The following is a 19,558-nucleotide window of genomic DNA, read 5'->3' on the forward strand; positions in this document are numbered from 1 at the left end:
GAGCCACGATGGCGAAAGCAGCAATCGTGATCCTCGCCGGCAACGAGTCGCACGCCGACTACGGTCGCCTCGCGAACGCCCTGGAGGCGGCCAAGGAGTTCGCCGAGAACGACGACGACGAACTGAAGCTCATCTTCGACGGCGCCGGGACGCAGTGGGTCCCGGAGCTCGAAGACGAGGAGAGCGACTACCACGAGCTCTACCGCGCGGTCCGCGACGACGCCGCGGTCTGTGACTACTGTTCGAGCGCGTTCGACGTCGCGGACGCCGTCTCCGAGTCCGGGCTCGCCACCCTCGCGGAGTACGACGGCCACCCGAGCATCCGCTCGCTCGTCGACGACGACTACGAGATCATCACGTTCTGAGCGGCTCGGTCCGCCGAACCGCACTCACGCTTTCATCGACGCTCTCACCTCGCCAGCGACTGCCGGTATCGCCGACCAGTCGTAGCCATGCCGGTCGGATCGGACTTATCCCGTCGTCGGGCCTTCCTCCGGTATGATCGAACTCACGCGGGCGGCGTACGACGACATCGTGTATCGCGCCTACGAGGGCGGCGAGGCGGAGGTCTGCGGCGTCCTCGCCGGCGACCGCGGGACGGACGGTGATCCCAGCGTCGTCACGGAGACGCACCCGGCCGAGAACGTCGCGGACACGCCCGAGATCCGCTACCGGATGGACCCCGAAACGCAGCTCGAACTGATCGAGACCGTCGAGGCGGCGGGCCGCGACGTGGTCGGCTTCTACCACTCGCACCCCACCGGCCCGACGCACCCGAGCGAGACGGACGCCGCGCGGGCAACGTGGCCGGACCGCTCGTACGTCATCTGCGCGCTCGACGGCTACCCGTTCGTCGGGTCGTGGCGCTGGCGCGACGACGCGGACGAGTTCGAACAGGAGACGGTCTCGGTCCGGAGCGAGCGGTAGTCGGACCGGTCGGCACCGCGACCGGCGGCGGCACCGGCCACTGGCCGTTCCCTACCGTTTTAGTCGGATGTTCCGAAGGGCTGACCATGAAACGCGTCAGCGTCGACGACGTCGAGAACTCGCTTCAGCCGGCCGCGGTGATGCGCCCGCTCACAGACGCGCTCGGCCTCACCGACGTCGCGATCAACTACTACGAGCTCGAACCGGGCGACAGTTTCGCGTTCGCGTACCACAGCCACGAGGTACAAGAGGAGGCCTTCTACGTCATCTCGGGGGTCGCGACGTTCGAGACGGAAGACGGTCCCGTCGAGGTGGGGCCCGACGAGGTCGTTCGGTTCGACCGCGGGGAGTTCCAGCGGGGATGGAACCGCGGCGACGAGCCGGTCCGCGCGCTCGCGATCGGCGCCCCGCTGGAGTACGGTGAGCAGGAGACGCGCCGGTACTGCGCGGAGTGCGACGCCGAGACGGACGCCGATCTGAGCGCCGCGACGGACGAGGACGCCGTGATCGCGCGGTGCGCCGAGTGCGGAACCGAGACGGGTCGCTGGTACCGCGGGTCGATGGACGGGGAGGTGCCGTGAGATCGGCTGACCTCGTGCCCGCGTCGGTCGCCCTCCCGCCACGGACTCATTCGTCGGCGGAGATGAAGGAAACGCGACGGTAGTCCTCCACGCCGCCTTCTCGATCCCGAAAGGCGCGACGAGGCGCTCGACCCGATCGCCGACCTGGCGGAGAAGTCTCGGGCCGAGCCCGGAGTCACCCGGTTCGAGGTCGAGTCGGCGAGCGAAGCGGAACTCTGAGGCCGCGACGTCGACGGTCTCGTTTTCGGCGGTCCGCTCGGACGCCGAACCGTGGCCGTTGCCGTCCCATCCTGTTCAGTCCTGTCCCGTCCCGTCCTGTCCCGTCCCCTCCCTCGCGTCCCTCGTGGTCGCTTCGCTAGATGAACTCCGACGGGTTCGGCCCGTTCGTGATGTGAACCTCGAACGGCTGCGTGCCGACGTCGTCCCGCTCGACGAGGTGCCAGTACGTCTCGGCCATCTCGTCGGGGTTGAGGAACGTCTCGGCCTCGCGGTCCGGCTGTCGCTCGCGGGCGTCCGACGAGTCGATCTGGCCGTCGATCACGACGTGCGCGACGTGGACGCCCTCGCCGCCGAACTCCTGGGCGATGTCCATCGCCATTCCGCGGGCGGCGAACTTCGCGGCCGTGAACCCGATCGCTCCGCCGCGGCTCCGCACCGCCGACGTCGCGCCCGTGAATATCACCGTGCCGCCGCCGGTTTCGAGCATGTCGTCGACGGCTTCCTGCGAGCAGACGAACGCGCCGCGGCCGTTGACCGCCCACGACTCCTCGAACGCCTCGACGCTCGTGTCCATGAGCCCGGTCCACGACGCGGCGCTCGCGTGGTTGACGAGCACGTCCACCGGCCCGAACGCTTCGCGGACGGTCTCGAACCCCTCCCGAATCGCGTCGACGTCGGCGAGATCTGTCGCGACCGCGAGCCCCTCACCCGGTTCGGGGAGGTCGGCGGCGAGGTCTTCGATGAACTCCGTCGAGCGGGCGAACAGGGCCACTCGACACCCCTCCGCCGCGAACTTCCGCGCGAGCGACTCCCCGAGCCCCGGACCGACGCCGGCGATAACTGCCGTGCGAGCCATGGCCGGGATACGGTCCGGCGCGTGAAAGTCATCACGTTCCCAGCGGTCCGCGCCGGCCGCGTCGGCTTTCGCGGGCTCCAGACCCGAGCGCCCGTCACGAGCGCCGTCTTGCCAGCGATTCCGTTCGTGACTCGCCTCGTCGAACGGCGCGTCGCCACAAAGTCCTTCAGGTGCCGGCGGCGCGTACGGTCGGCGCCGAGTCGCCCTCGAACGCGTCCCGATCCGGCGGTGCCGCCGGTCAGTAGCGCGAGAAGTTGTCGTCCGGGTAGACGCGCCCGTCCGCGAGGTCGACCACGTCCAGCGTCGCCAGCCGGCGCAGCCGCTCGGTCGCGTCCGCCTCCTCGACTCCGAGTTCGACCGCCCGCGAGATGACCCGATCGCGGGTGGGAACGTCCTCGATGAGCCCGTCGTCGTCCACCACCAGCTCCTCGGCGATGACGGCCTTGAGGATCGCGCCGCGCTCGCGCTTCGAGGGCGTTCGGTCCTTTCCGGTCCACTCAATCGAGAGCGTGCCGTCGGTGTTGACGTGCGAGACGACGAAGCCGTCCGGGAGCGTCTCCGTCAGCGCGGCCACGAGCGCCGCCCGGTCGAGCCGCGCCGCGAACCGAAACCGGTGCCCGTCGGCCGACCGCCCCGTTACTTCGACGTTCGCCCCGGCCCGCTCGACGGCTTCCGAGACCGAGTTCGCCAGCCGCCTGGCGATCGCCGACGCCGTCTCGTCGCGCTTCCGCGCCGCCTTGGCGGCCTCGCTCGCCAGCGCGTCGTGTGTCTCCATCCGCTCGTGTAACGGCGTCTCGTCCATACGCCCTCACTCGGAGCCAGCGGATTACCTCTTGCGTCCGCCTCCCGGTCGCCGAAAGCGGCGCTCGTCGGTTCGGGCGATCAGACGCGACTCGGGGGAGAGGGTTCGAACGCTGGCCTGTTCTGCGTCTCCTTCAAAAACAGCAGGAAAGGTAATGGGTTGGGGCGGGACTCTGAACAAGTACGTACGAAGTCTTCCCCCGCGCTGTCGGGCGGTATGGAGCGTCTCTGGGGGTTCCATGCCACCCATGAGCATACAACGAAACGAACTTCAGCCGATGAGTCCGGCTGACGCGCAAGAGTTGTTCCTCGACCACAAGGCGACCAATTGTACCGAAGCTACTGTCCGTAACCACCGCTACAGGACGAACCACTTCGTCCGCTGGTGCGACATCGAAGGGATCGACAACCTAAACGACCTGACCGGACGGCACCTCCAGGAATACCGTCTCTGGCGCAAGGAAGACGGCGATCTCTGTCCGCTCACGGTCAAGGCACAAATGTCGACGCTGCGCGTCTTCCTGAAGTGGGCCGCATCGATCGAGGCCGTGCCGTCGGATCTCTACGACAAGATCATGATCCCACGTGTCGCTCCCGAAGAGCGGCAGCGCGACGAAACACTCGATGCGGACACTGCTGAAGAAATCCTCGAGTATCTCACAAAATACCACTACGGTAGCGAGAAGCACGTCGTGATGGCGCTACTCTGGGAGACCGGGATGCGTATCGGCGGTGTGCATTCGCTCGATCTCGACGACGTCAACCTAGAAGAGCGGTACCTCCGGTTGGAACACCGCCCACACCAGGGAACGAACCTGAAGAACGGCGAAGCCGGGGAGCGACTGGTCGCGATCACGCCTGAGCTGACTCAGCTGCTGGAGGATTATATCACCAACAGGCGGAAAGACCAGATTGACGACAACGGTCGTGAGCCGTTACTGACGACAACAAAGGGCCGCATGTCTCGAGCCGCGATCAGACGCCATGTGTATCGGATAACAGCTCCCTGCTTCAGGGACGAACCGTGTGATGGCTGCGAGGACGGGGAGAAAAAGTGCGACGAGGCAGTTAGTCCTCACGCGATCAGGAGGGGGTCGATCACTCACTACCTGACCGAAGACGTACCTCCGGAAGTCGTGACCGATAGGATGAATGTCAGCAGGAAGGTTCTAGATCAGCACTACGACAAACGAACAGAGGAGGTCAAAGTCGAGCAGCGTCGGAGTTTCCTCGATAATATCTGAACTGGATCTGAATCGTGAGATCGTAGGATCTCCCCCAATTTCTGTATCCTAGCTATCCTTTCTTTGCTCATCACGAATTCAAAATCGGTGTCGATAGTCACCCCTTCAGCTCTCGTATTCTCAAATCAGGCTTGAATCAAGTGAAGGGTACTCACCATCAGCTCGCGAGCAAAGCTAGATTGAGAGCGACCATACAGACCATCATGCTGTACGTGACCATCCCCTTCGCGGCCGTGGTAGCGTCAGGCGTCGAGATTCCATCACTAGGACTGAGTTCGTTCAGCTCACGGCTGAGTCGGTCTGGTATCCACGCGCCGATCTCGACACCGATCTGAACGGGGAAAGCCACCGGATGTGCTACCGCATTGGGACCGTTTTCGAACTGTGATAGGCTCATCTGTGAGTCGCCATCTGACGTTTCGTACCCTTCTCGGGTGGCGGCCAAAGTCTCCATTCTTCGCTGGCGCTTGCGCTCTTTGGACCGTCGGTCGTAGTGCTTGTCGAGCACAGGAACGGAGACATCGGCTCGGTCAGCGAGGTCTTCCCTCGGTACGCCGTCGTCCAGATGGTCTTCGATAGACCAACGGCGGATCGGATGCGGACTGTAATTGACGGGACATTCCGACGCCATCGAGTCTTTGGCTGCGTCACACTCGTTGATGTCTCGGTTCTGAGGACATTCATTCGAGAAGGCACACGGTCGAGTCATCTTATACAGATCCCGACGGACCGTCGTTGTCGAAGGACGACCGCCGTTCCTGTTCCGTAGTAAGGGTTTTCGACCAAATTTGTCCGTCCCCTCGCCGTTTCGTTCAGGATGTTCGAGGTACTCGTTGATCAGCTCGCAGAGGTGACTCGGGACGTTGATGTTCCTCTCTCCGTCGGACCCGTTTTTTAATGGTGTCCCCTTCCCACCGTATTCTTCCTCAGGTCTATGCCGAAGTTCGATCTTCTGCTCGTCAGGGTAGTAGTCGTCCTCGTCGATACTGACGAGGGCACCGAGACGAATCGTCAGTTCCTTCGGCAGAGCAAATTCGATATGACGGCGGGATGCGCGGTCGTACTTGTGAAAGTACGCACTGATCGCTTCTACTGCCTCGTCGTCCGGTTTCCGATCACAGACTTCTTCGTCTTCATCGATGCTCGCCTGAGGCATCCTGTCCGGTGTGTTTTCGGAGACAACTTCGATGCGTTCACAGAACACCAGAAATCTCCGGACGACCGCAAGATACCCGTTGAGGCTGACGTTGTTGGTGTCGGATTCTCTCTTCCACCACATCTTCATTTCTTGTAACTGGCGACCGTCGATCTCGTTCATGTTCTCTAGACCTTCCTGTTCCGTCCACTCGACGAACGTATCGAGGACAGAGCGAGCCTTGCGCAATGATTCATAGCTCCTTTTCTCCTCGTATTCATCGTTGTAGAGATCCTTCGCTTGCTCTGGCGTGATCGGGTTGAGATCGGACGACATATTATTCGTCCTCCGTCCAGCGATGATTACGCATTTGAGACCGGCTGTCCGTCGCGTGATTTTGTACAAGCCCTTGAACCGACGTTAGATCCCTTTTGCTGGGCCAATCCTCGTTCAGTTCCATTTTGGGGTTCGATGCTTCTTCGCTAGTCTGACTTAAGGGTCAGCCCAAGGCGTGTCAACATTTGTCTCATAGTGTTTGATGGACAAAACGACAAATTTAGAATTACTGACACTCCGTTACACCTGATTAGCAACGACGCGAATTCGGTCGCTGTCGACTCTGTGATATATAATGAGCGCGTGAATTGCCGACAATAATTCCGTGACGAGCCGATGTAACAGCGTGCTCGAGGATCCGGATAGCAACAGATTATAAGTGTAGTCGGTCAGAAAGTCGGTGTGTGATGAGTGCCAGAGAAAGAGCGGCCTCACAGGAAAGCCTGAGATCGGAATTCATCGAGAAGCTCTCTGATCGAGGCGAGGCTGTGAGCATCGACTATTTACTCAACGAAACTTCCGTTGAGAGCCGGAGAGAAGCGAAGCAGGTTCTCCGGACGATGATCGACGAGGGGATGATCTCGACCACTCCTGGTTTCAAATATAAGCTTGCAAGTGACGTTTCTGCGACCGCATAGCATCGTTTTAGATGACAGCGGATTTTCCACGTGATCGCCGCCCCTCAGATCTCGATCAAGATTTGAGTTCCGGGTATGATCCAGAAAAAGAGTCAGAAAAGAGTGTAGATCGCGATACGGAAGATCAAAGGCGTCCATTCGAGCGAGACAGGGACCGAATCCTGTACAGTCGAGAATTCCGTCGGCTCAAGGATGTCACGCAGGTCGCTCGCGCAGGCGAGTCATATCTGTATCACGACCGATTGACTCACTCACTGAAGGTCGCACAGGTTGGGCGTAGGCTCGCTGAACTGCTTGAGAAATTCTATGACGCCGAGTTCGAGAATCTCGATAATTATCTCGACCCTGAAGTTGTCGAGACAGCGTCTCTGGCTCATGACATCGGTCACCCACCGTTCGGTCACGAGATTGAAGAGCTTCTTGACGACAAGGTGCGCGAAAAGTCGGGAGAGGATGGAGTAGAGGAAAACTTTGAAGACACGGAAGGTGACGGAAGAAATGGTGAAGAGGGGGAGACCAACAGAGACCACGATAGTGAGGAACAAGACGAATCAAAGATTCAGGGGTTCGAGGGGAATGCACAGTCGTTCCGTGCCGTGACTCGCTTGGGATCCCATCGCTCAGGTATCGAAGGTATTGACCTGACTAGGGCGACTCTCAACGCCATACAAAAGTATCCTTGGTCAAGAGCGGCAGATGCTAAAACGGACGAAGACACAGACGACAAGTGGGGATACTATCCGTCGGAAGAGGGGTATTTCGAGTTCGCGCGAGCTGGGACCGCCGACGGCCGGAACAAGATCCTTGAGGCGGAAATAATGGATTACGCGGATGACCTGACGTATGCGATTCATGACGTGGAGGATTTTTACCGAAGTGGGCTGCTCCCCTTCGACCAATTGCTGCGTGAGGCAGGAGAACTCCGCAATCAGCTCCCAGACGACTTTGGTGAAGACGACGACATTGGGCAGCACACCGAATTGCTCCGATCCTATGCCAAGTCGTACGACATGAAACTCCACGATTTCGGCCAGTACATTAACGACGACACCAATGTCGAAGCGTCGATTGAGGATGTCCTCTCTTTCTTCGTTGAACTTCGCGATTTTGCGACGGTCGTCGAAGAGTTCTACACGCCATACGAGGGGACCCAGTCGGAACGTAACCTCCTGAACGAGTTTTCGTCGTCCATGATCAGTTGGTATCTGGAGGCGACTGAAGATGATCCCGGAGACAGAGAATACGTCGAACTTGGTGAGCATGACGAAGATGGTAATCCGACACTGCTCGTGGACAACGATCTACGACAAGAGATTGAGATTCTAAAACAGCTGACCTTCTACTACGTCATCAGTAATCCAACTCTCAGAGGACAGCAGAAAGGACAGATTCAGGTCATCGACGAGTTGTTCGAACTGTTGTACGACGAAGCGGCACCAAAATCGGTTGACACGTCAGCAATACTGGAACCATATCGTGAACGATTGAATGATACCGACGAGGACGACGATACTGCACGGGCACGCATCGTAGCCGACATGATCTCAAACATGACTGAGACACAGGCCATAGAAATGTATGAACGAATGTCAGGAGCACGGCCCGGATCCCTCCAAGACACGATTATGCGGCAATAGAGGTCTTCCAAAGCGCTATTTATTTCTAAATTTAGCCAGCGAGGTATCGACGTCGATCATCTTCAGGTGCGTCTCGTCGTTACGTGACGCCGAATCGTAATTAGATGATCTATGCGTCTCCCCCCTGGTCGAATATGCTCTCAATAGTGGGCATATCTTACTGACTTTCATCGCTTCCTAGACTGTCATTTGAATCTATAGTGGTTGTGAAACGGCGTTTTTCGTCCCAGCCACACTGTCGACAGTACCGCCTCATCGAAATACTCTCCCCATCGTCTAGGTCAGCAAAGGTAGCCGTGAGCGACCAATCTTTGTCGTCAGACCATGCAACTCGAGCTGATTTTTCTTCACAGTTGGGACACCATTCTGGATCTTTTTCTTTATCGCGCGGGAACACGTGAGAAGGTCCGGTCGGTAGATTGGTATTATTTTTGCCAAGTGTTGGCCAAGGGAGGCGTTACTGGGTTCAATTGTCCACGACGGACAATTGAATTACAGTCTCTAAGAGAGAACACTTCGTTTATTAGATTTATTATAGGTAAATCCGGTTTTTATTTTGTGGCGAGGGTTTACGAGGTATTTATTCAATTCTAAAAGAGATAATTCATGGCATTCTATTCCGACGATCGAAAATCTATATATGTTCTTTAAATAAAGTCAAGAGGAGCGATTATTTGCCCATTTTAACCACCAAAAAGCGTTTTACTAAACTCTCTAAAAATCACTCGCAGCGAAGTCAGGTAGTAGAGTTCGCCAATCTATAGCGAAATGAGCCATCTGAGACGAAAGTCGCAGAACCCGCGTAGAGCGATCTATGTCAAAACCAAAGTCACAAAACCACGGTAGAATGGAGTTGGAAGACTACGTCCGCAGCCTCAGCGAGATAGAAGATGCTCATAGCATTGTAGCAGCGAAAGAGTTTCTGCTTGAACAGAGTGGACTCGTCATCAAGAATCACGCTAACCTCTCTTACCTGGGTTCGCTGGATGTTCAAAAGCATGTTCAGTTCGCAAGAGACCAGATACAGGCAATCGTACACCTCGAGTCCCAGGGAACAGGGAGCCCATTTGAGATTCCTATCTTTCAAGAAGGGCAAGTAGCAGCGGAAGACGGCCTCAAGTTCCTCAAGCAATACGCTCGAGGCCCACAAGGAACAAACTTGTACGACCTAGTGTTCAGTGAAGATGAATAAAGAACCCACACCGCTGTCAGCATCAAAGTACAACAAACTGCTTAACACCGCAGAAGAGAAATCAAACCGCCACGGATTCACCGTATACGCCCTCGGCCACACTGGACTGCGCGGCAGTGAGTTCAGTCGCTTGAGTTGTGAATGGCTCGACAGCGGAGAGCGAATGCTCCAAGTCCCGGAAGATGCAGTTAAAGGCATTAGGTCCCGGGTGAGATCGATTCCGCTGTCCGAAGAAGGGGTCGAACGGTTCGAGGAGTTCTTCGCAACGCGAAGTGAGGTTGGGATCACCCGCTCGACGGTGACGAACCGAGTCAAATCAGTCAGTGAAGACTGTCTTTCCGAGAACATCACCCCTCAAGCACTTCGATCGACATTCACAACGCGCCTGCTTCAGCTCGGGGTTCCACAGTCTGAGATTCGCCAACTTCTGGGGCATACCCCTTCAAAGTTGGATCTAGTACCCGTGGACGGTTACGGGGTCGCTGAAGAGAAGATCCGCAGCGGGTTATATTAGCCCGCCTCGCTGCTGGTGTTCCTCAGTATTTTGGCGTATAAAGTACGACAGTAGGAAATTTGTGTTCTTGTGAATCGCTGGACAGCATCGGTTTCGGTCCTCAGAACTAAGGGGACAGCAGGGAGTCTGCTTCGACGACCTGTGACGGGTCAAATAATCTCTTCGATCAACTCGAACCCATTTTTGAGCTGAACGCGCCCATCGAACCCTTTCCGTGAGAGCGCCGAAACAATACCTTCGCCGGCGTCCATGTCAGTCGCCACAATATACGCAAACTCGACGTCACCGGCGTCAATGTACTCTGTCGCCACGGCTGCGAGCGCAGTGTCCGCTTTTTCAATTCGGTCTCCCGGATCAACGGATGACAAATAGTAAAGTAGGTTGACTGATTTCAAAATTGTATGAACACTATTCCTGACGGCGGGAGAACACAACCGCCGTCGCTCTCTAACCGATTCTCTCACGATGAGGTCAACATGGACTTGACCATGTGTGGTCTTCTCGTTGAGCGAGCCGAAGAAATCGCTCAAATCTATAATAAACACGGGAATTGGAACCAGGTTAAGGAAATCTGGTTCGACGAACGCCGTGCCAACCGCAGTACACGAGGCAGTTCACAGAAAATCTACCGGGTTCTCGCATCGCGATTCAAAAACGCTCCTGCCAGCCTTCCCAACCCGCGTGACCTACCTACAGTATTGGATACCTGCTCAACGCCACAGGACAAAGCGCAAGTTCTCTACCCGTATCTCGTCGGGGACGATGTGCTTGTCCGCTATGTCATCCACGAGTACGTACAGCGACTTTTTGTAAATTCTACAGACGCCCTTGACTTCTCGAACGAGGCACTCACTACTGTGCTTGACCAATTTGAATACTCTGATGGGTCCGCTTTCGACTACGCTGACTCCACCACGGAACGTTGGTGTGAAGGCGTCCGATCAGTCATGCGTGAGATCGGTGTCCTTGAAGATCAGCAAACTGTCGTCGGTGATCCACCATCCCTTGGAGATGTACCACTCCTCGTTGCGATGGATTACTCGTACGAGGAGGGTGGTGACGAGTGGTTTGAGTCGCCGGTCGGCCTCCAGTACCTGTTCCAACCGAGCGATCGGTGGGAAGAGCTCTACGATAGAGTGGCTAGAACGGACGCCTGGGAGTACGTCGAACTCCACGGAAGCCTCCAACTGCGGCCTACTGACGAACCGTACGCATGGATCTCTGAAAGGGGTGCTGAATGATGGTTGGCCCAACTTGGTTCGAAGACCTGCCTGAGGATTTCGAAGAATCAGTACGCATCGACCGCGAAGAGCAGTCAGCTGAGGAAAACCGGCACAGGCGACAAGCTATAGAGTCATACCACGTCACGGAAGATTCTCAACGCTTCTTTGAAGACTTCGTCAATCGCCTGCTCGACGAGGCAGAGGACATGCGCACGGGGTCGAACTACTGGCTCTACGGCTACTACGGCAGCGGAAAGAGTCACCTGCTGACAGTCCTCGACGGACTGATGGATACCCAGTGGCTCCGGAGTCGCTACGACGAGGTCTGGGCTGATCTTGTTCCTGATACGTCGACAGGGAGCAATCTCAACGAATTGCGCAGCCGTTGGGAACGCGTTCATTCCGAATACCACGTCATCCCCGTCTCGGTAAACCTGCTGAAGTACCAGGGGCAGAAGCAGCGGAGTTTCAGTGAGATCGTTCTTCGGCATGCTCACCAGAATCCGATCCTCACAGGGGTTGACGATGGAGTCTCCACCGGATTGTCTTCTCAACTCGACGTCGCGTACTTCGAAGACTGGTACCAAACGACTGAAGCGTGGTCTGAGCGGCAAGATCGAGCGGCATCAGTCGTTGAGGGAGTGACCCCGAGATCACCGCAGTACGAATGGGAGGAGTCAGAAATCTGGACCGACATCCAGCAATACAGCGCGCTCTCCGACGTAGTGCTTCCAGGCCTGTTCGAGGAAGTAACGGGCACGCGAGACGGCTACACTGACCTCCAGCCCTCAGATATTGATCCTGAAGAGGTCGTTAGTCGCCTCGAATCTCTCCGGCAAGACCGTGAAGAGGAGCTCGGCGAGCAGGTCAAGCTCGTTCTTCTTCTCGACGAAGTGAGCCTCTTCATCGGAACCGACTTCGAACGTCTGACTGAGCTTCAGACGCTTGCGGAGAACGTCGACGACATCGGGAATGGTGACATTCAGCTCGTCGCAACCGCACAGGCGAAAATCGAAGACGTTCAGCCGAAATTCGCGGCGCACGGCGCTGACTTCAGTATCGTCAAAGACCGGTTCCCACATCGGTATCAGCTTCCGAGCAAGCACGTCGGTGACATCGCCAAACGAAGACTTTTCCAGAAGTCAGAAACAGGTGAAGACGCAGTTCGCCGAGTCCTCGACGATGCCAGTGTGAAACCGCCTGAGTCCCTCGTTTATAACGAGATCAAGCAGAACACGAAGCCGCCGCTTGACGCGATCGACAGTGAGGAACTTGTCGAATTCTACCCGTTCCTCCCGTATCACGCGCCCCTGTTTCTCGAAATTCTATTCAATCTTCGTCGAGAGGCGAACGACCCAGCGAAGTCCATCTTCTCGGGAACAGCACGGGCCATCCTTGCGCTCATGCACGGGCTACTGAAAGACTGGGTCAATGAAGGCGAAGAAGACCACATCGTCTCCTTAGTCGACTTTTTCGAGTTGATCAAGCCAGAGTTGCGCGAAATTCTTTCACAGGATATGCGGGTCGTCGAGGGTCCTGACGAGACGACTGGTATCGCAGACGAGGTAGACGACGAAGAGAGTGAGCTCCAACCGTTCGACCTTGATGTTGCGAAGGCGGTACTCCTGCTTCAGCACGTTCACGAAATTGTCCCACTCAACGAGGGGAACATCGCAGTCGCCGTCATGGACGACCTGAATGGCCAATCCTGGATCAGTACAACCAATCGCGTTGAAGAATCACTAGACCGGCTTCAGAAGTTCATCCGACCGACGCAAGACGAGAGCGGACCCCGCTATCGGTTCGCAACGCAAGAAGAGCGCCTCATCTACGACGATACCGAGGAGAACGAGTCAGACCCAGACTGGGACGATGTCGTCGAAACGCTAGACGAGCACCTCTGGGAGCGTATCACCCAAGACCTACCTCTTCCTGAGTCAGTTCCGTACGGTGAGTCTGGCGACGAGTACCCCGTTTCGTATCATTTCGAACTCGACGGAACGACGTTCGAGACAAGCAGGTTGTCTGAGGGCGGTCTAGATATTGAGATCGCTATTCAGGGCGTTCGGCCTGACACAGATTCCGAACAAACCGATAAGGACACGCTGTACTGGGAGATAGACACTGATGGTCTCCAAGACCTACGAAAACGACTGATCGAGTGGTGGGCGCTTCGTGACGCAATTGCGACTCGAGACGCACCAAAGGCGGTTGAGCGTGACCTCGAACAGCGCGCAGATGCAGTCCGCAGTAAGCTGACCAGCGCGATGATGAGCGGCTCGTACAATGTGAAAGATCGGACGGACATCGGCGGCCTTTCGAAAGCAGTTCAGGCCACGGTCGATGTCGCCTTCCCTGACGACTTCCATCCAATGATGCTCCAAGTCGATGAGAGTCGACTGCGCGAGCTAAGCGAACTCGACAGCGATACACCACTACCCACGTGGGCCCGAACGATTCAGGTCCCCTCGTTGAATCAGAATGGGGACCAAAGTAAACAGACTATCCAGCGAAACGTCATGTCTCTCACCGGTCGACAACTCAAAGACCGTGATGAGGGACTCAACATGAACACCGTCCTCGACGGGATCGTCGACCAGAAGCCGTTCTACGACGAGGCACGGCCTGCTCTCTGTGCGATCATCTGGGGATTCTGTCGTAAAGGACGACTACTCCCGGTTAACGAAGACGGAAATACGCTGGAAGACAACGCTGTTCTTGACCTCGACAGTCTCTCGACGACGCGGCTCAAATTACTCAAATGGAAGTCACCCGCAGATGTTCTGGAAGAGGGTGGTTTCAAAAAGACGATCGAAACGGTCGCAGACGGCCTCATCCACCTCCAAGAAGCCAACCAGCAAATTCGCTCGAAGCTTACCGGCCTTCGTGAAGACGTCGCACTGGTCGTCGACACGGACGTTCGAACCGACGAAGTCGCCGAACTACTCACTACGTTTGCTGACGAGCTGACCGAGCGAATCGAGGCGACCGATGACCGCATCTCAACCGTTAAATCACAAGACGACGGTATCGAGGGCGTTATCGACCGGACGAACGATACACAGGAGTGGGTCGAAGAGGTGATAGATGTCTGGAACCGGCGTCTTTCGACGCTACAACAGCTTGACGCGGTACTAACAATCGGGAACCATCGGTTCAACTGGGTTGACGAGGACGCTCAATCTGCCATCGAATCTCGCTCGTCCGCGGTATCGTCGTTCGACGGTGAGTGGTGGACGACCGACGGGTGGAGTACGCTGTCCGGAAAATTAGTTCCTGATCTTGTTCCCGAACTTGACCGGTCATGGAACACGTTCGTTGACGAACGTGGCTTAGGTGAACTGGTCAACCGTATCGAAGAGCATCCCTGGGTACTCCCGGCTACCGATCTCCCAGCAGGCGTCCATATCGCCTTCGAGGGCGAATACATCACGCCAATGCGCCATCTCCAGCAGTGGTACGAAACGATCGAGGACGCCATCGCGACGCTGTTGAGTGATGCAGATTCAGACGAGGTGATCGGAGTAACGGACGACGTGGCGCAGTTAGAACCCCTCGCCGACGCCGTCGGATATACTCCGACTGAGTTGGGTTCCCGGCTCGACGAACTGTCGTCGATTGTTGGTAATCGAACGCCCGACAAGGTCGACCAGATCGGAATCGTACCTGACGATCGGCAGAAACTGAATCGTCGTATAGAGCGTCTTGTTGAACAGCAAGACCTTGAGATCGAGGAGACAGACGAAGGGGTGATTATTCGATGAGCCAAGGCAGTTCGTCGCCGTACCGCGAATTTAAAGAGAAACTGCGTACGTTCGCCCAGGGGCAGCACGGTATTCGCAATCCGTTCGTTATCGCTGCCGTCGAGCCAGCGGTCGAACATCGGGTAGCAGACCGTCTGGAAACCTGGTCGGATGGTCAGATGGAATCACCAGAGATCCCAGACGCAGTTACTGTTCAGCCAATCTGGCTCGACGAACTCCTTCCCCAGACTGACGTGTACAAACTCCTCGTCGATCTGGGCGATCCATTAGCCGACCTCGACGACGATACGTCGCCAGGCGAGCGTATCGAGGGGACAATGCAAGATCAGCTCGCCGAGGAACTCGTTCAACAGATGGTCGAGCACGAGCTTAGCGAAGAACAACTGGAGACCCAGAGCCACGTGGTGCTCCTGCTTAACCTCGGCAGTCTGTATCCATTCACTCGCGCGTCGGAACTGCTCGACGAACTCGACCGGCGGAACGTCAAGTCCACGATCGGCATCCCGTTCCCTGGGGACGTCGTCGGTGGAAAATTGAGTTTCTTCGGTGGCGAATCGCGGCACTACTACCCAGCCCACCAGATTGACGGGCAGATCCAAGGGGTGCATCTCCAATGACTATCGACGAGCTCTTCCACAGCGATCCGACTCGACAACTCGAAGAAGTACAGAAAGTCAACGCCCGAGAACGGGCCGAAACCGACGTCCGAGAGTTCTACGAAACGGATAGTGCCGAGCGGGTTCTCACGGAACTCGGCGAGACTATCAAGACACATCCCGGTGAGGCCGCACGGTTTCTCTACATCCACGCGACGTTCGGCTCAGGGAAGACTCACCTCCTGAAGCTAGTCGGCCTCCTTGCTGACGACGAATCGGAATTCGCCTACCTGGGTGACAGGCTGGCCGAGCAGTGGCCCGGGTTCGATGAGCTTCAGCGGTCTATCACCGACTCGCACGTCGACCGCCTCAAGCCGGTCTTCCTCAACCTGCTCGACCGCGACGCATCGAAAGAGCCCCCGCTGCCGTTCCTCATATTTGAGGCGATCGGCCGTGAACTCGGGTATCCAACTGATCCGAACTGGCTGCTCGAGTGGGCATGGACGCTTGACATGGAGTACGACGATGTCTGGGAGTCGCTTCAGAACTTCGAGCACGACGGAAAGACGTTCGAGGATGTACTCTCCGAACGGGCCTCGCTACGCAGTTGGCTCTACGACGCGTTGCCGGCGATGCCAGAGACGTCCGGTACAGAGCTCAACACTCCTTCGGGCGTGAAGTCCTCAATCGAAACTGCGGAAGAGGACGTCGAGCCCGAAGCGTTCGACCCCGAGGATCTCGTCGCGCGGGTCGAGACTGCGATTGACGCCCTAAACGGCGGGCGCAAGCAGACCGAGTTGCTGCTGGGTCTCGACGAGGTTGCGCTTTTCGTCGGGGACAGCCGTCATCGCTACCGGGAGTTCGAAGAGACGATGGAAGCGCTCCAGCGTGGCCCGAACCCGGTGGTCGTCACCACCGGTCAGTATTCACTCCCGGATACGCGTGAGAGCCTCATCGGTGAGCCGCCCGAGGACCACTGGACACACCAACAGGTTCCGCTCGAAGGGGCAGACACGGAGATCATCGTTCGAAAACGGTGGCTCCAGAAATCCGATCCCGAGGGCAGAGAGCGTGTCGAGTCGATGGTGGCGTCGATGCCCGACCTCTCACTTCATTCGTACTCCTCGGTGACGAGTGCGGACCCGGACCCGATCGAGTCCTATCCGTTCCGCGAGTACGACCTGTCACTCCTGCGAACGGTAATGCAGGAACTCATTACGCAGGGACGGTCAACCGACCGAGACTATATCCAAGGGCGAGCGTTGCTCGTTCTGGTCAGGTCGCTGTTCACCAAGTTCGGGTGGGCGTCGAAGGAGGCGGGGTCGCTCGTCACGTGGGACGTCCTCTTCGACCTGCTGGTCGAGGAGACTACGTACCTTCCGCTGTGGGTCCAAGAGATGATCGACAACACGCTCGTCCCGACGTTCGACGGCGACGAAGCCGCCTGGGAAGTGCGCCTCGCGAAAGGACTCTATCTCCTGAACCAGACGCCTGCTGTCCCCTCTACGCCAGAAAACCTCGGTCGATTGATGATCGACGACGTCACCGCGTCCGTCGACGAAGTCGTCGAGCGAACCGAGTCAGGGCTAGAGACGCTTGTCGACAAGCAGAAGGCCCTCACCGAGACGAACGACCAGGGCGACGAAGTGTACACACTCGTTTCTGAGGAGCAGGAGAGCATCCTCAGCCGCGCGCAGGACAAGGCCGCGAAGATTTCACCGCACCAGCTGTCGGCGTGGTTAGAGACCCGACTGCGCGAGAGCGACGACTTCTTCCGCAGCGACGGGAGCCGTCACGAGGCCGACGTCGGCGACGAACGCCTCGTCCCACTGCGGTACGACTACTCGATCCTCGAACCGGTCGACCGAGCGCCGTCCCCGGAGTACGATGCGCTACGCGTTCGTGTGCTGGCTGACGAACACGACACCGTCTCTGAACAGGTCGAGACATGGCAGGATGTGAACGACGGCCCGGATGGTGGCGAACACGTCCTGATCACCATCGACGTGCCCGAGACCATGCTCGAGCGGATTCGCAACGTCATCGGGATGGGGCAGGTGTTGGACGAGGAGACCGAGTCTCACGAGGATCTTGAGCGCGAACACCGAACTGACAAGCGCCGCCTCGAAACATCGGTTACCGAAATCCTCGAGGACGCATCGGTGTACACAGTCCAGGAACACCGTGGCGCACGCTCCAGCGTGCTCGACGATGTCGTCCAAGACCAGGTCGACGCCGTGTTCGGGTCCTCTCGGAAGACGCTCTCACGGCCGCTCGTCGAGGTCGACGACGCGAAGGAGATGGCGAAGTTCTTCCGCGGCAGCGGAGAATGGCCGCTCTCGGGCGCGGACGCCGCCATGCTTGGCGTCGACACCACCACTGCCGAAATCGCAGACACCGGCTGGTGTCGCGAGTTCATCGACAGGTACGAGTCACAGAAGTCGGTCGATGTCGAGACACTGCTCCAGCAAACTCAGACTGCGAACGGCGATTACCGTGGGACACCCCAGGAGTCGATCGCAGCGCTCCTCATTTCGCTCGCAACCTCTAACGAGTCTGTCGCACTCAAGCAGGACACCGAGTACGTGACTGACCCTGCCGCAGTCGGTCGGCAGGTGCGGACCAAGGGTGGACTGACGTCACTTCAGGTTCGGTTCGGCGTCGAGATTATCGACCCGAAGACGGTGAAGGAATTCGTCACTACGGTACTCGGGGAGGAGCCGGAGGGCGACGGACCGGACGAATGGCTGAGTGAACTCGGACAGTGGGTCGATGAGAACAGCGTGACCGTCAAACGCACGCTGAAGGGAGCGAACAGAGAGTTCGACGTAACGCTCGATTCGTTCGAGGCGACAATTGAGCCGGCTCTCGGTGGTGGCAAACTGTCCACGTCCGACTTGGGAAGTGAAGACGATCTTGACGCGGTACTTGAGGAGGCAGAGACCTTCGCGGACACTCGCGAGCTCTTCGGCGTCGAAGAGGGTGGGAAGTCGCTCTGGGAACGCTTTAGCAACGAACTGGACACAATGACATCGCTCTATCCGAACGCGTCGGTCACCACCAGCATGCGAGCGACAGCAGAAAGCAATACTGTCCCCAGTGTTACGACGGTCGAGTCACGGCTTCGGGACGCAAAGGGCCACCGCGTCGATGAAACGTCGGCGCAGTATCGTCGGATTACGGGTAACTCCACCACTGAGTCTGCCCCTGACGCCATCTGCGACGATCTGAAGGTGTGGCTTCGGTCGAACGAGGAGGACGTTCGAGGAACCGTCGACGCAGCTACGGCCGAGTTTTCCGACGTTGACCTCGACGACCTCACAACACTATTCGAGACCGCGTGGGACGGCGAGCCACTATCGGAGCGCACTGTCGTCGATACCGCAGTTGTCCAGCAGGCCGAGGCCTATGCGACCGTTCGTGAATTGTTCGACGATTCGGACGGCGAAAGTCTCTGGTCACAGCTTGAGGACGCTGCCAGAGAACTCCGCTCTGAGCATCCAGAAACGCTGACACGGGAATCTGTCGACGCGGTGTTGACATCGTCGACGCCGCCGACGCCGACTCGCGTCGATGACCTGATCGAGGAGGCCAAAGACCCGATTTCCGGTACAGACACGTGGGAGCGCCTCAAGTACGCGGCGGATGAACTGCGGGAAGAGCTCCCGAACGCCGACATCACACAGACAGTGACGAGAATTGTCGATGCTGACGATCGGCCGGGTGAAGAGCGAGCGGAAGAACTGCTACGGGAAGCGAACGACTTGCTTGACCGTCTCCGTTCAGTGAACGAACGGTTGGACTCCCTCGACGAAGATAGCATCGTAATAATCGAGGACCATCCCGGGTAACTTTCCTCCTCGCTCGTGTAAGTGTCTATAGATTCGGGACAGGG

The 19,558-nt window shown here is 57.7% G+C and carries 16 protein-coding genes; 12 read left to right on the top strand and 4 right to left on the bottom strand.

Features of this window, described 5'->3' with window-relative positions; translation table 11 throughout:
• The first annotated feature begins 8 nt into the window (after positions 1 to 8).
• From EXE44_RS03175 to EXE44_RS03185, 3 genes are all read left to right on the top strand, one after another.
• Complete coding sequence (locus EXE44_RS03175; protein ID WP_137715930.1) at positions 9 to 365, top strand: DsrE family protein; 357 nt, start codon at positions 9 to 11, stop codon at positions 363 to 365.
• A 133-nt stretch (positions 366 to 498) separates the two neighbouring features.
• Complete coding sequence (locus EXE44_RS03180; RefSeq protein ID WP_137715931.1) at positions 499 to 927, top strand: desampylase; 429 nt, start codon at positions 499 to 501, stop codon at positions 925 to 927.
• Between the two features lie 86 nt (positions 928 to 1,013).
• Positions 1,014 to 1,508 (top strand): cupin domain-containing protein, encoded by a 495-nt coding sequence (locus EXE44_RS03185; protein ID WP_137715932.1) that lies wholly within the window; start codon positions 1,014 to 1,016, stop codon positions 1,506 to 1,508.
• 355 nt (positions 1,509 to 1,863) lie between these two features.
• Here EXE44_RS03185 and EXE44_RS03190 read toward each other — a convergent pair whose 3' ends face one another.
• Positions 1,864 to 2,583: an SDR family NAD(P)-dependent oxidoreductase gene (locus EXE44_RS03190; protein ID WP_137715933.1), complete on the bottom strand. Its 720-nt coding sequence runs from the start codon at positions 2,581 to 2,583 to the stop codon at positions 1,864 to 1,866.
• A gap of 238 nt (positions 2,584 to 2,821) precedes the next feature.
• The gene (locus EXE44_RS03195) at positions 2,822 to 3,385 is read right to left on the bottom strand and encodes a hypothetical protein (protein ID WP_137715934.1); all 564 of its coding nucleotides are present in this window, start codon (positions 3,383 to 3,385) and stop codon (positions 2,822 to 2,824) included.
• 247 nt (positions 3,386 to 3,632) lie between these two features.
• On the opposite strand from EXE44_RS03195, the gene EXE44_RS03200 reads away from it, so the two are divergent.
• Entirely contained in the window at positions 3,633 to 4,628 is a 996-nt protein-coding gene (locus tag EXE44_RS03200; RefSeq protein WP_137715935.1) for a site-specific integrase, read from the top strand.
• 157 nt (positions 4,629 to 4,785) lie between these two features.
• Here EXE44_RS03200 and EXE44_RS03205 read toward each other — a convergent pair whose 3' ends face one another.
• A complete protein-coding gene (locus tag EXE44_RS03205; RefSeq protein ID WP_241991785.1) occupies positions 4,786 to 6,099 on the bottom strand; it encodes a hypothetical protein in 1,314 nt (437 codons plus the stop codon).
• Between the two features lie 407 nt (positions 6,100 to 6,506).
• Here EXE44_RS03205 and EXE44_RS03210 point away from each other — a divergent pair, with 407 nt between their 5' ends.
• The 4 genes from EXE44_RS03210 (at position 6,507) to EXE44_RS03225 (ending at position 10,080) form a co-directional block, all read left to right on the top strand.
• On the top strand, positions 6,507 to 6,737 hold the full coding sequence (locus tag EXE44_RS03210; protein ID WP_121563894.1) for a hypothetical protein: 231 nt from the start codon (positions 6,507 to 6,509) through the stop codon (positions 6,735 to 6,737).
• An 11-nt stretch (positions 6,738 to 6,748) separates the two neighbouring features.
• Complete coding sequence (locus tag EXE44_RS03215; protein WP_199241176.1) at positions 6,749 to 8,374, top strand: deoxyguanosinetriphosphate triphosphohydrolase family protein; 1,626 nt, start codon at positions 6,749 to 6,751, stop codon at positions 8,372 to 8,374.
• 847 nt (positions 8,375 to 9,221) lie between these two features.
• Positions 9,222 to 9,566, top strand: a complete 345-nt coding sequence (locus tag EXE44_RS03220; RefSeq protein WP_137715936.1) for a hypothetical protein — start codon at positions 9,222 to 9,224, stop codon at positions 9,564 to 9,566.
• On the top strand, positions 9,559 to 10,080 hold the full coding sequence (locus EXE44_RS03225) for a tyrosine-type recombinase/integrase (RefSeq protein WP_137715937.1): 522 nt from the start codon (positions 9,559 to 9,561) through the stop codon (positions 10,078 to 10,080). Before EXE44_RS03220 ends, EXE44_RS03225 begins: the two co-directional genes overlap by 8 nt.
• A gap of 149 nt (positions 10,081 to 10,229) precedes the next feature.
• Here the strand turns inward: EXE44_RS03225 and EXE44_RS03230 are convergent, their stop codons facing one another.
• On the bottom strand, positions 10,230 to 10,448 hold the full coding sequence (locus EXE44_RS03230; protein WP_199233664.1) for a hypothetical protein: 219 nt from the start codon (positions 10,446 to 10,448) through the stop codon (positions 10,230 to 10,232).
• A 33-nt stretch (positions 10,449 to 10,481) separates the two neighbouring features.
• Between EXE44_RS03230 and EXE44_RS03235 the strand changes: the two genes are divergently transcribed.
• Genes EXE44_RS03235 through EXE44_RS03250 form a run of 4 tightly spaced genes read left to right on the top strand, consistent with a single transcriptional unit; the run spans position 10,482 to position 19,514 of the window.
• A complete protein-coding gene (locus EXE44_RS03235) occupies positions 10,482 to 11,321 on the top strand; it encodes a BrxA family protein (RefSeq protein ID WP_137715938.1) in 840 nt (279 codons plus the stop codon).
• The gene (locus EXE44_RS03240; protein WP_137716102.1) at positions 11,321 to 15,067 is read left to right on the top strand and encodes a hypothetical protein; all 3,747 of its coding nucleotides are present in this window, start codon (positions 11,321 to 11,323) and stop codon (positions 15,065 to 15,067) included. Before EXE44_RS03235 ends, EXE44_RS03240 begins: the two co-directional genes overlap by 1 nt.
• Entirely contained in the window at positions 15,064 to 15,684 is a 621-nt protein-coding gene (locus EXE44_RS03245; RefSeq protein WP_137694979.1) for a BREX protein BrxB domain-containing protein, read from the top strand. The genes EXE44_RS03240 and EXE44_RS03245 overlap by 4 nt, the downstream gene beginning before the upstream one ends.
• Positions 15,681 to 19,514, top strand: a complete 3,834-nt coding sequence (locus tag EXE44_RS03250) for a hypothetical protein (protein ID WP_137715939.1) — start codon at positions 15,681 to 15,683, stop codon at positions 19,512 to 19,514. Before EXE44_RS03245 ends, EXE44_RS03250 begins: the two co-directional genes overlap by 4 nt.
• Positions 19,515 to 19,558: the final 44 nt, after the last annotated feature.

The sequence above is a fragment of the Halorubrum sp. SS7 genome (assembly GCF_005435055.1).
GTDB lineage: Archaea > Halobacteriota > Halobacteria > Halobacteriales > Haloferacaceae > Halorubrum > Halorubrum salinarum.

What these genes read in the sequence shown, in the direction of transcription:
- EXE44_RS03175 (WP_137715930.1), top strand. Translation starts at nt 9, where the DNA reads ATGGCGAAAGCAGCAATCGTGATCCTCGCCGGCAACGAGTCGCACGCC.
- EXE44_RS03180 (WP_137715931.1), top strand. Translation starts at nt 499, where the DNA reads ATGATCGAACTCACGCGGGCGGCGTACGACGACATCGTGTATCGCGCC.
- EXE44_RS03185 (WP_137715932.1), top strand. Translation starts at nt 1,014, where the DNA reads ATGAAACGCGTCAGCGTCGACGACGTCGAGAACTCGCTTCAGCCGGCC.
- EXE44_RS03190 (WP_137715933.1), bottom strand. Translation starts at nt 2,583, where the DNA reads ATGGCTCGCACGGCAGTTATCGCCGGCGTCGGTCCGGGGCTCGGGGAG.
- EXE44_RS03195 (WP_137715934.1), bottom strand. Translation starts at nt 3,385, where the DNA reads ATGGACGAGACGCCGTTACACGAGCGGATGGAGACACACGACGCGCTG.
- EXE44_RS03200 (WP_137715935.1), top strand. Translation starts at nt 3,633, where the DNA reads ATGAGCATACAACGAAACGAACTTCAGCCGATGAGTCCGGCTGACGCG.
- EXE44_RS03205 (WP_241991785.1), bottom strand. Translation starts at nt 6,099, where the DNA reads ATGTCGTCCGATCTCAACCCGATCACGCCAGAGCAAGCGAAGGATCTC.
- EXE44_RS03210 (WP_121563894.1), top strand. Translation starts at nt 6,507, where the DNA reads ATGAGTGCCAGAGAAAGAGCGGCCTCACAGGAAAGCCTGAGATCGGAA.
- EXE44_RS03215 (WP_199241176.1), top strand. Translation starts at nt 6,749, where the DNA reads ATGACAGCGGATTTTCCACGTGATCGCCGCCCCTCAGATCTCGATCAA.
- EXE44_RS03220 (WP_137715936.1), top strand. Translation starts at nt 9,222, where the DNA reads ATGGAGTTGGAAGACTACGTCCGCAGCCTCAGCGAGATAGAAGATGCT.
- EXE44_RS03225 (WP_137715937.1), top strand. Translation starts at nt 9,559, where the DNA reads ATGAATAAAGAACCCACACCGCTGTCAGCATCAAAGTACAACAAACTG.
- EXE44_RS03235 (WP_137715938.1), top strand. Translation starts at nt 10,482, where the DNA reads ATGAACACTATTCCTGACGGCGGGAGAACACAACCGCCGTCGCTCTCT.
- EXE44_RS03240 (WP_137716102.1), top strand. Translation starts at nt 11,321, where the DNA reads ATGGTTGGCCCAACTTGGTTCGAAGACCTGCCTGAGGATTTCGAAGAA.
- EXE44_RS03245 (WP_137694979.1), top strand. Translation starts at nt 15,064, where the DNA reads ATGAGCCAAGGCAGTTCGTCGCCGTACCGCGAATTTAAAGAGAAACTG.
- EXE44_RS03250 (WP_137715939.1), top strand. Translation starts at nt 15,681, where the DNA reads ATGACTATCGACGAGCTCTTCCACAGCGATCCGACTCGACAACTCGAA.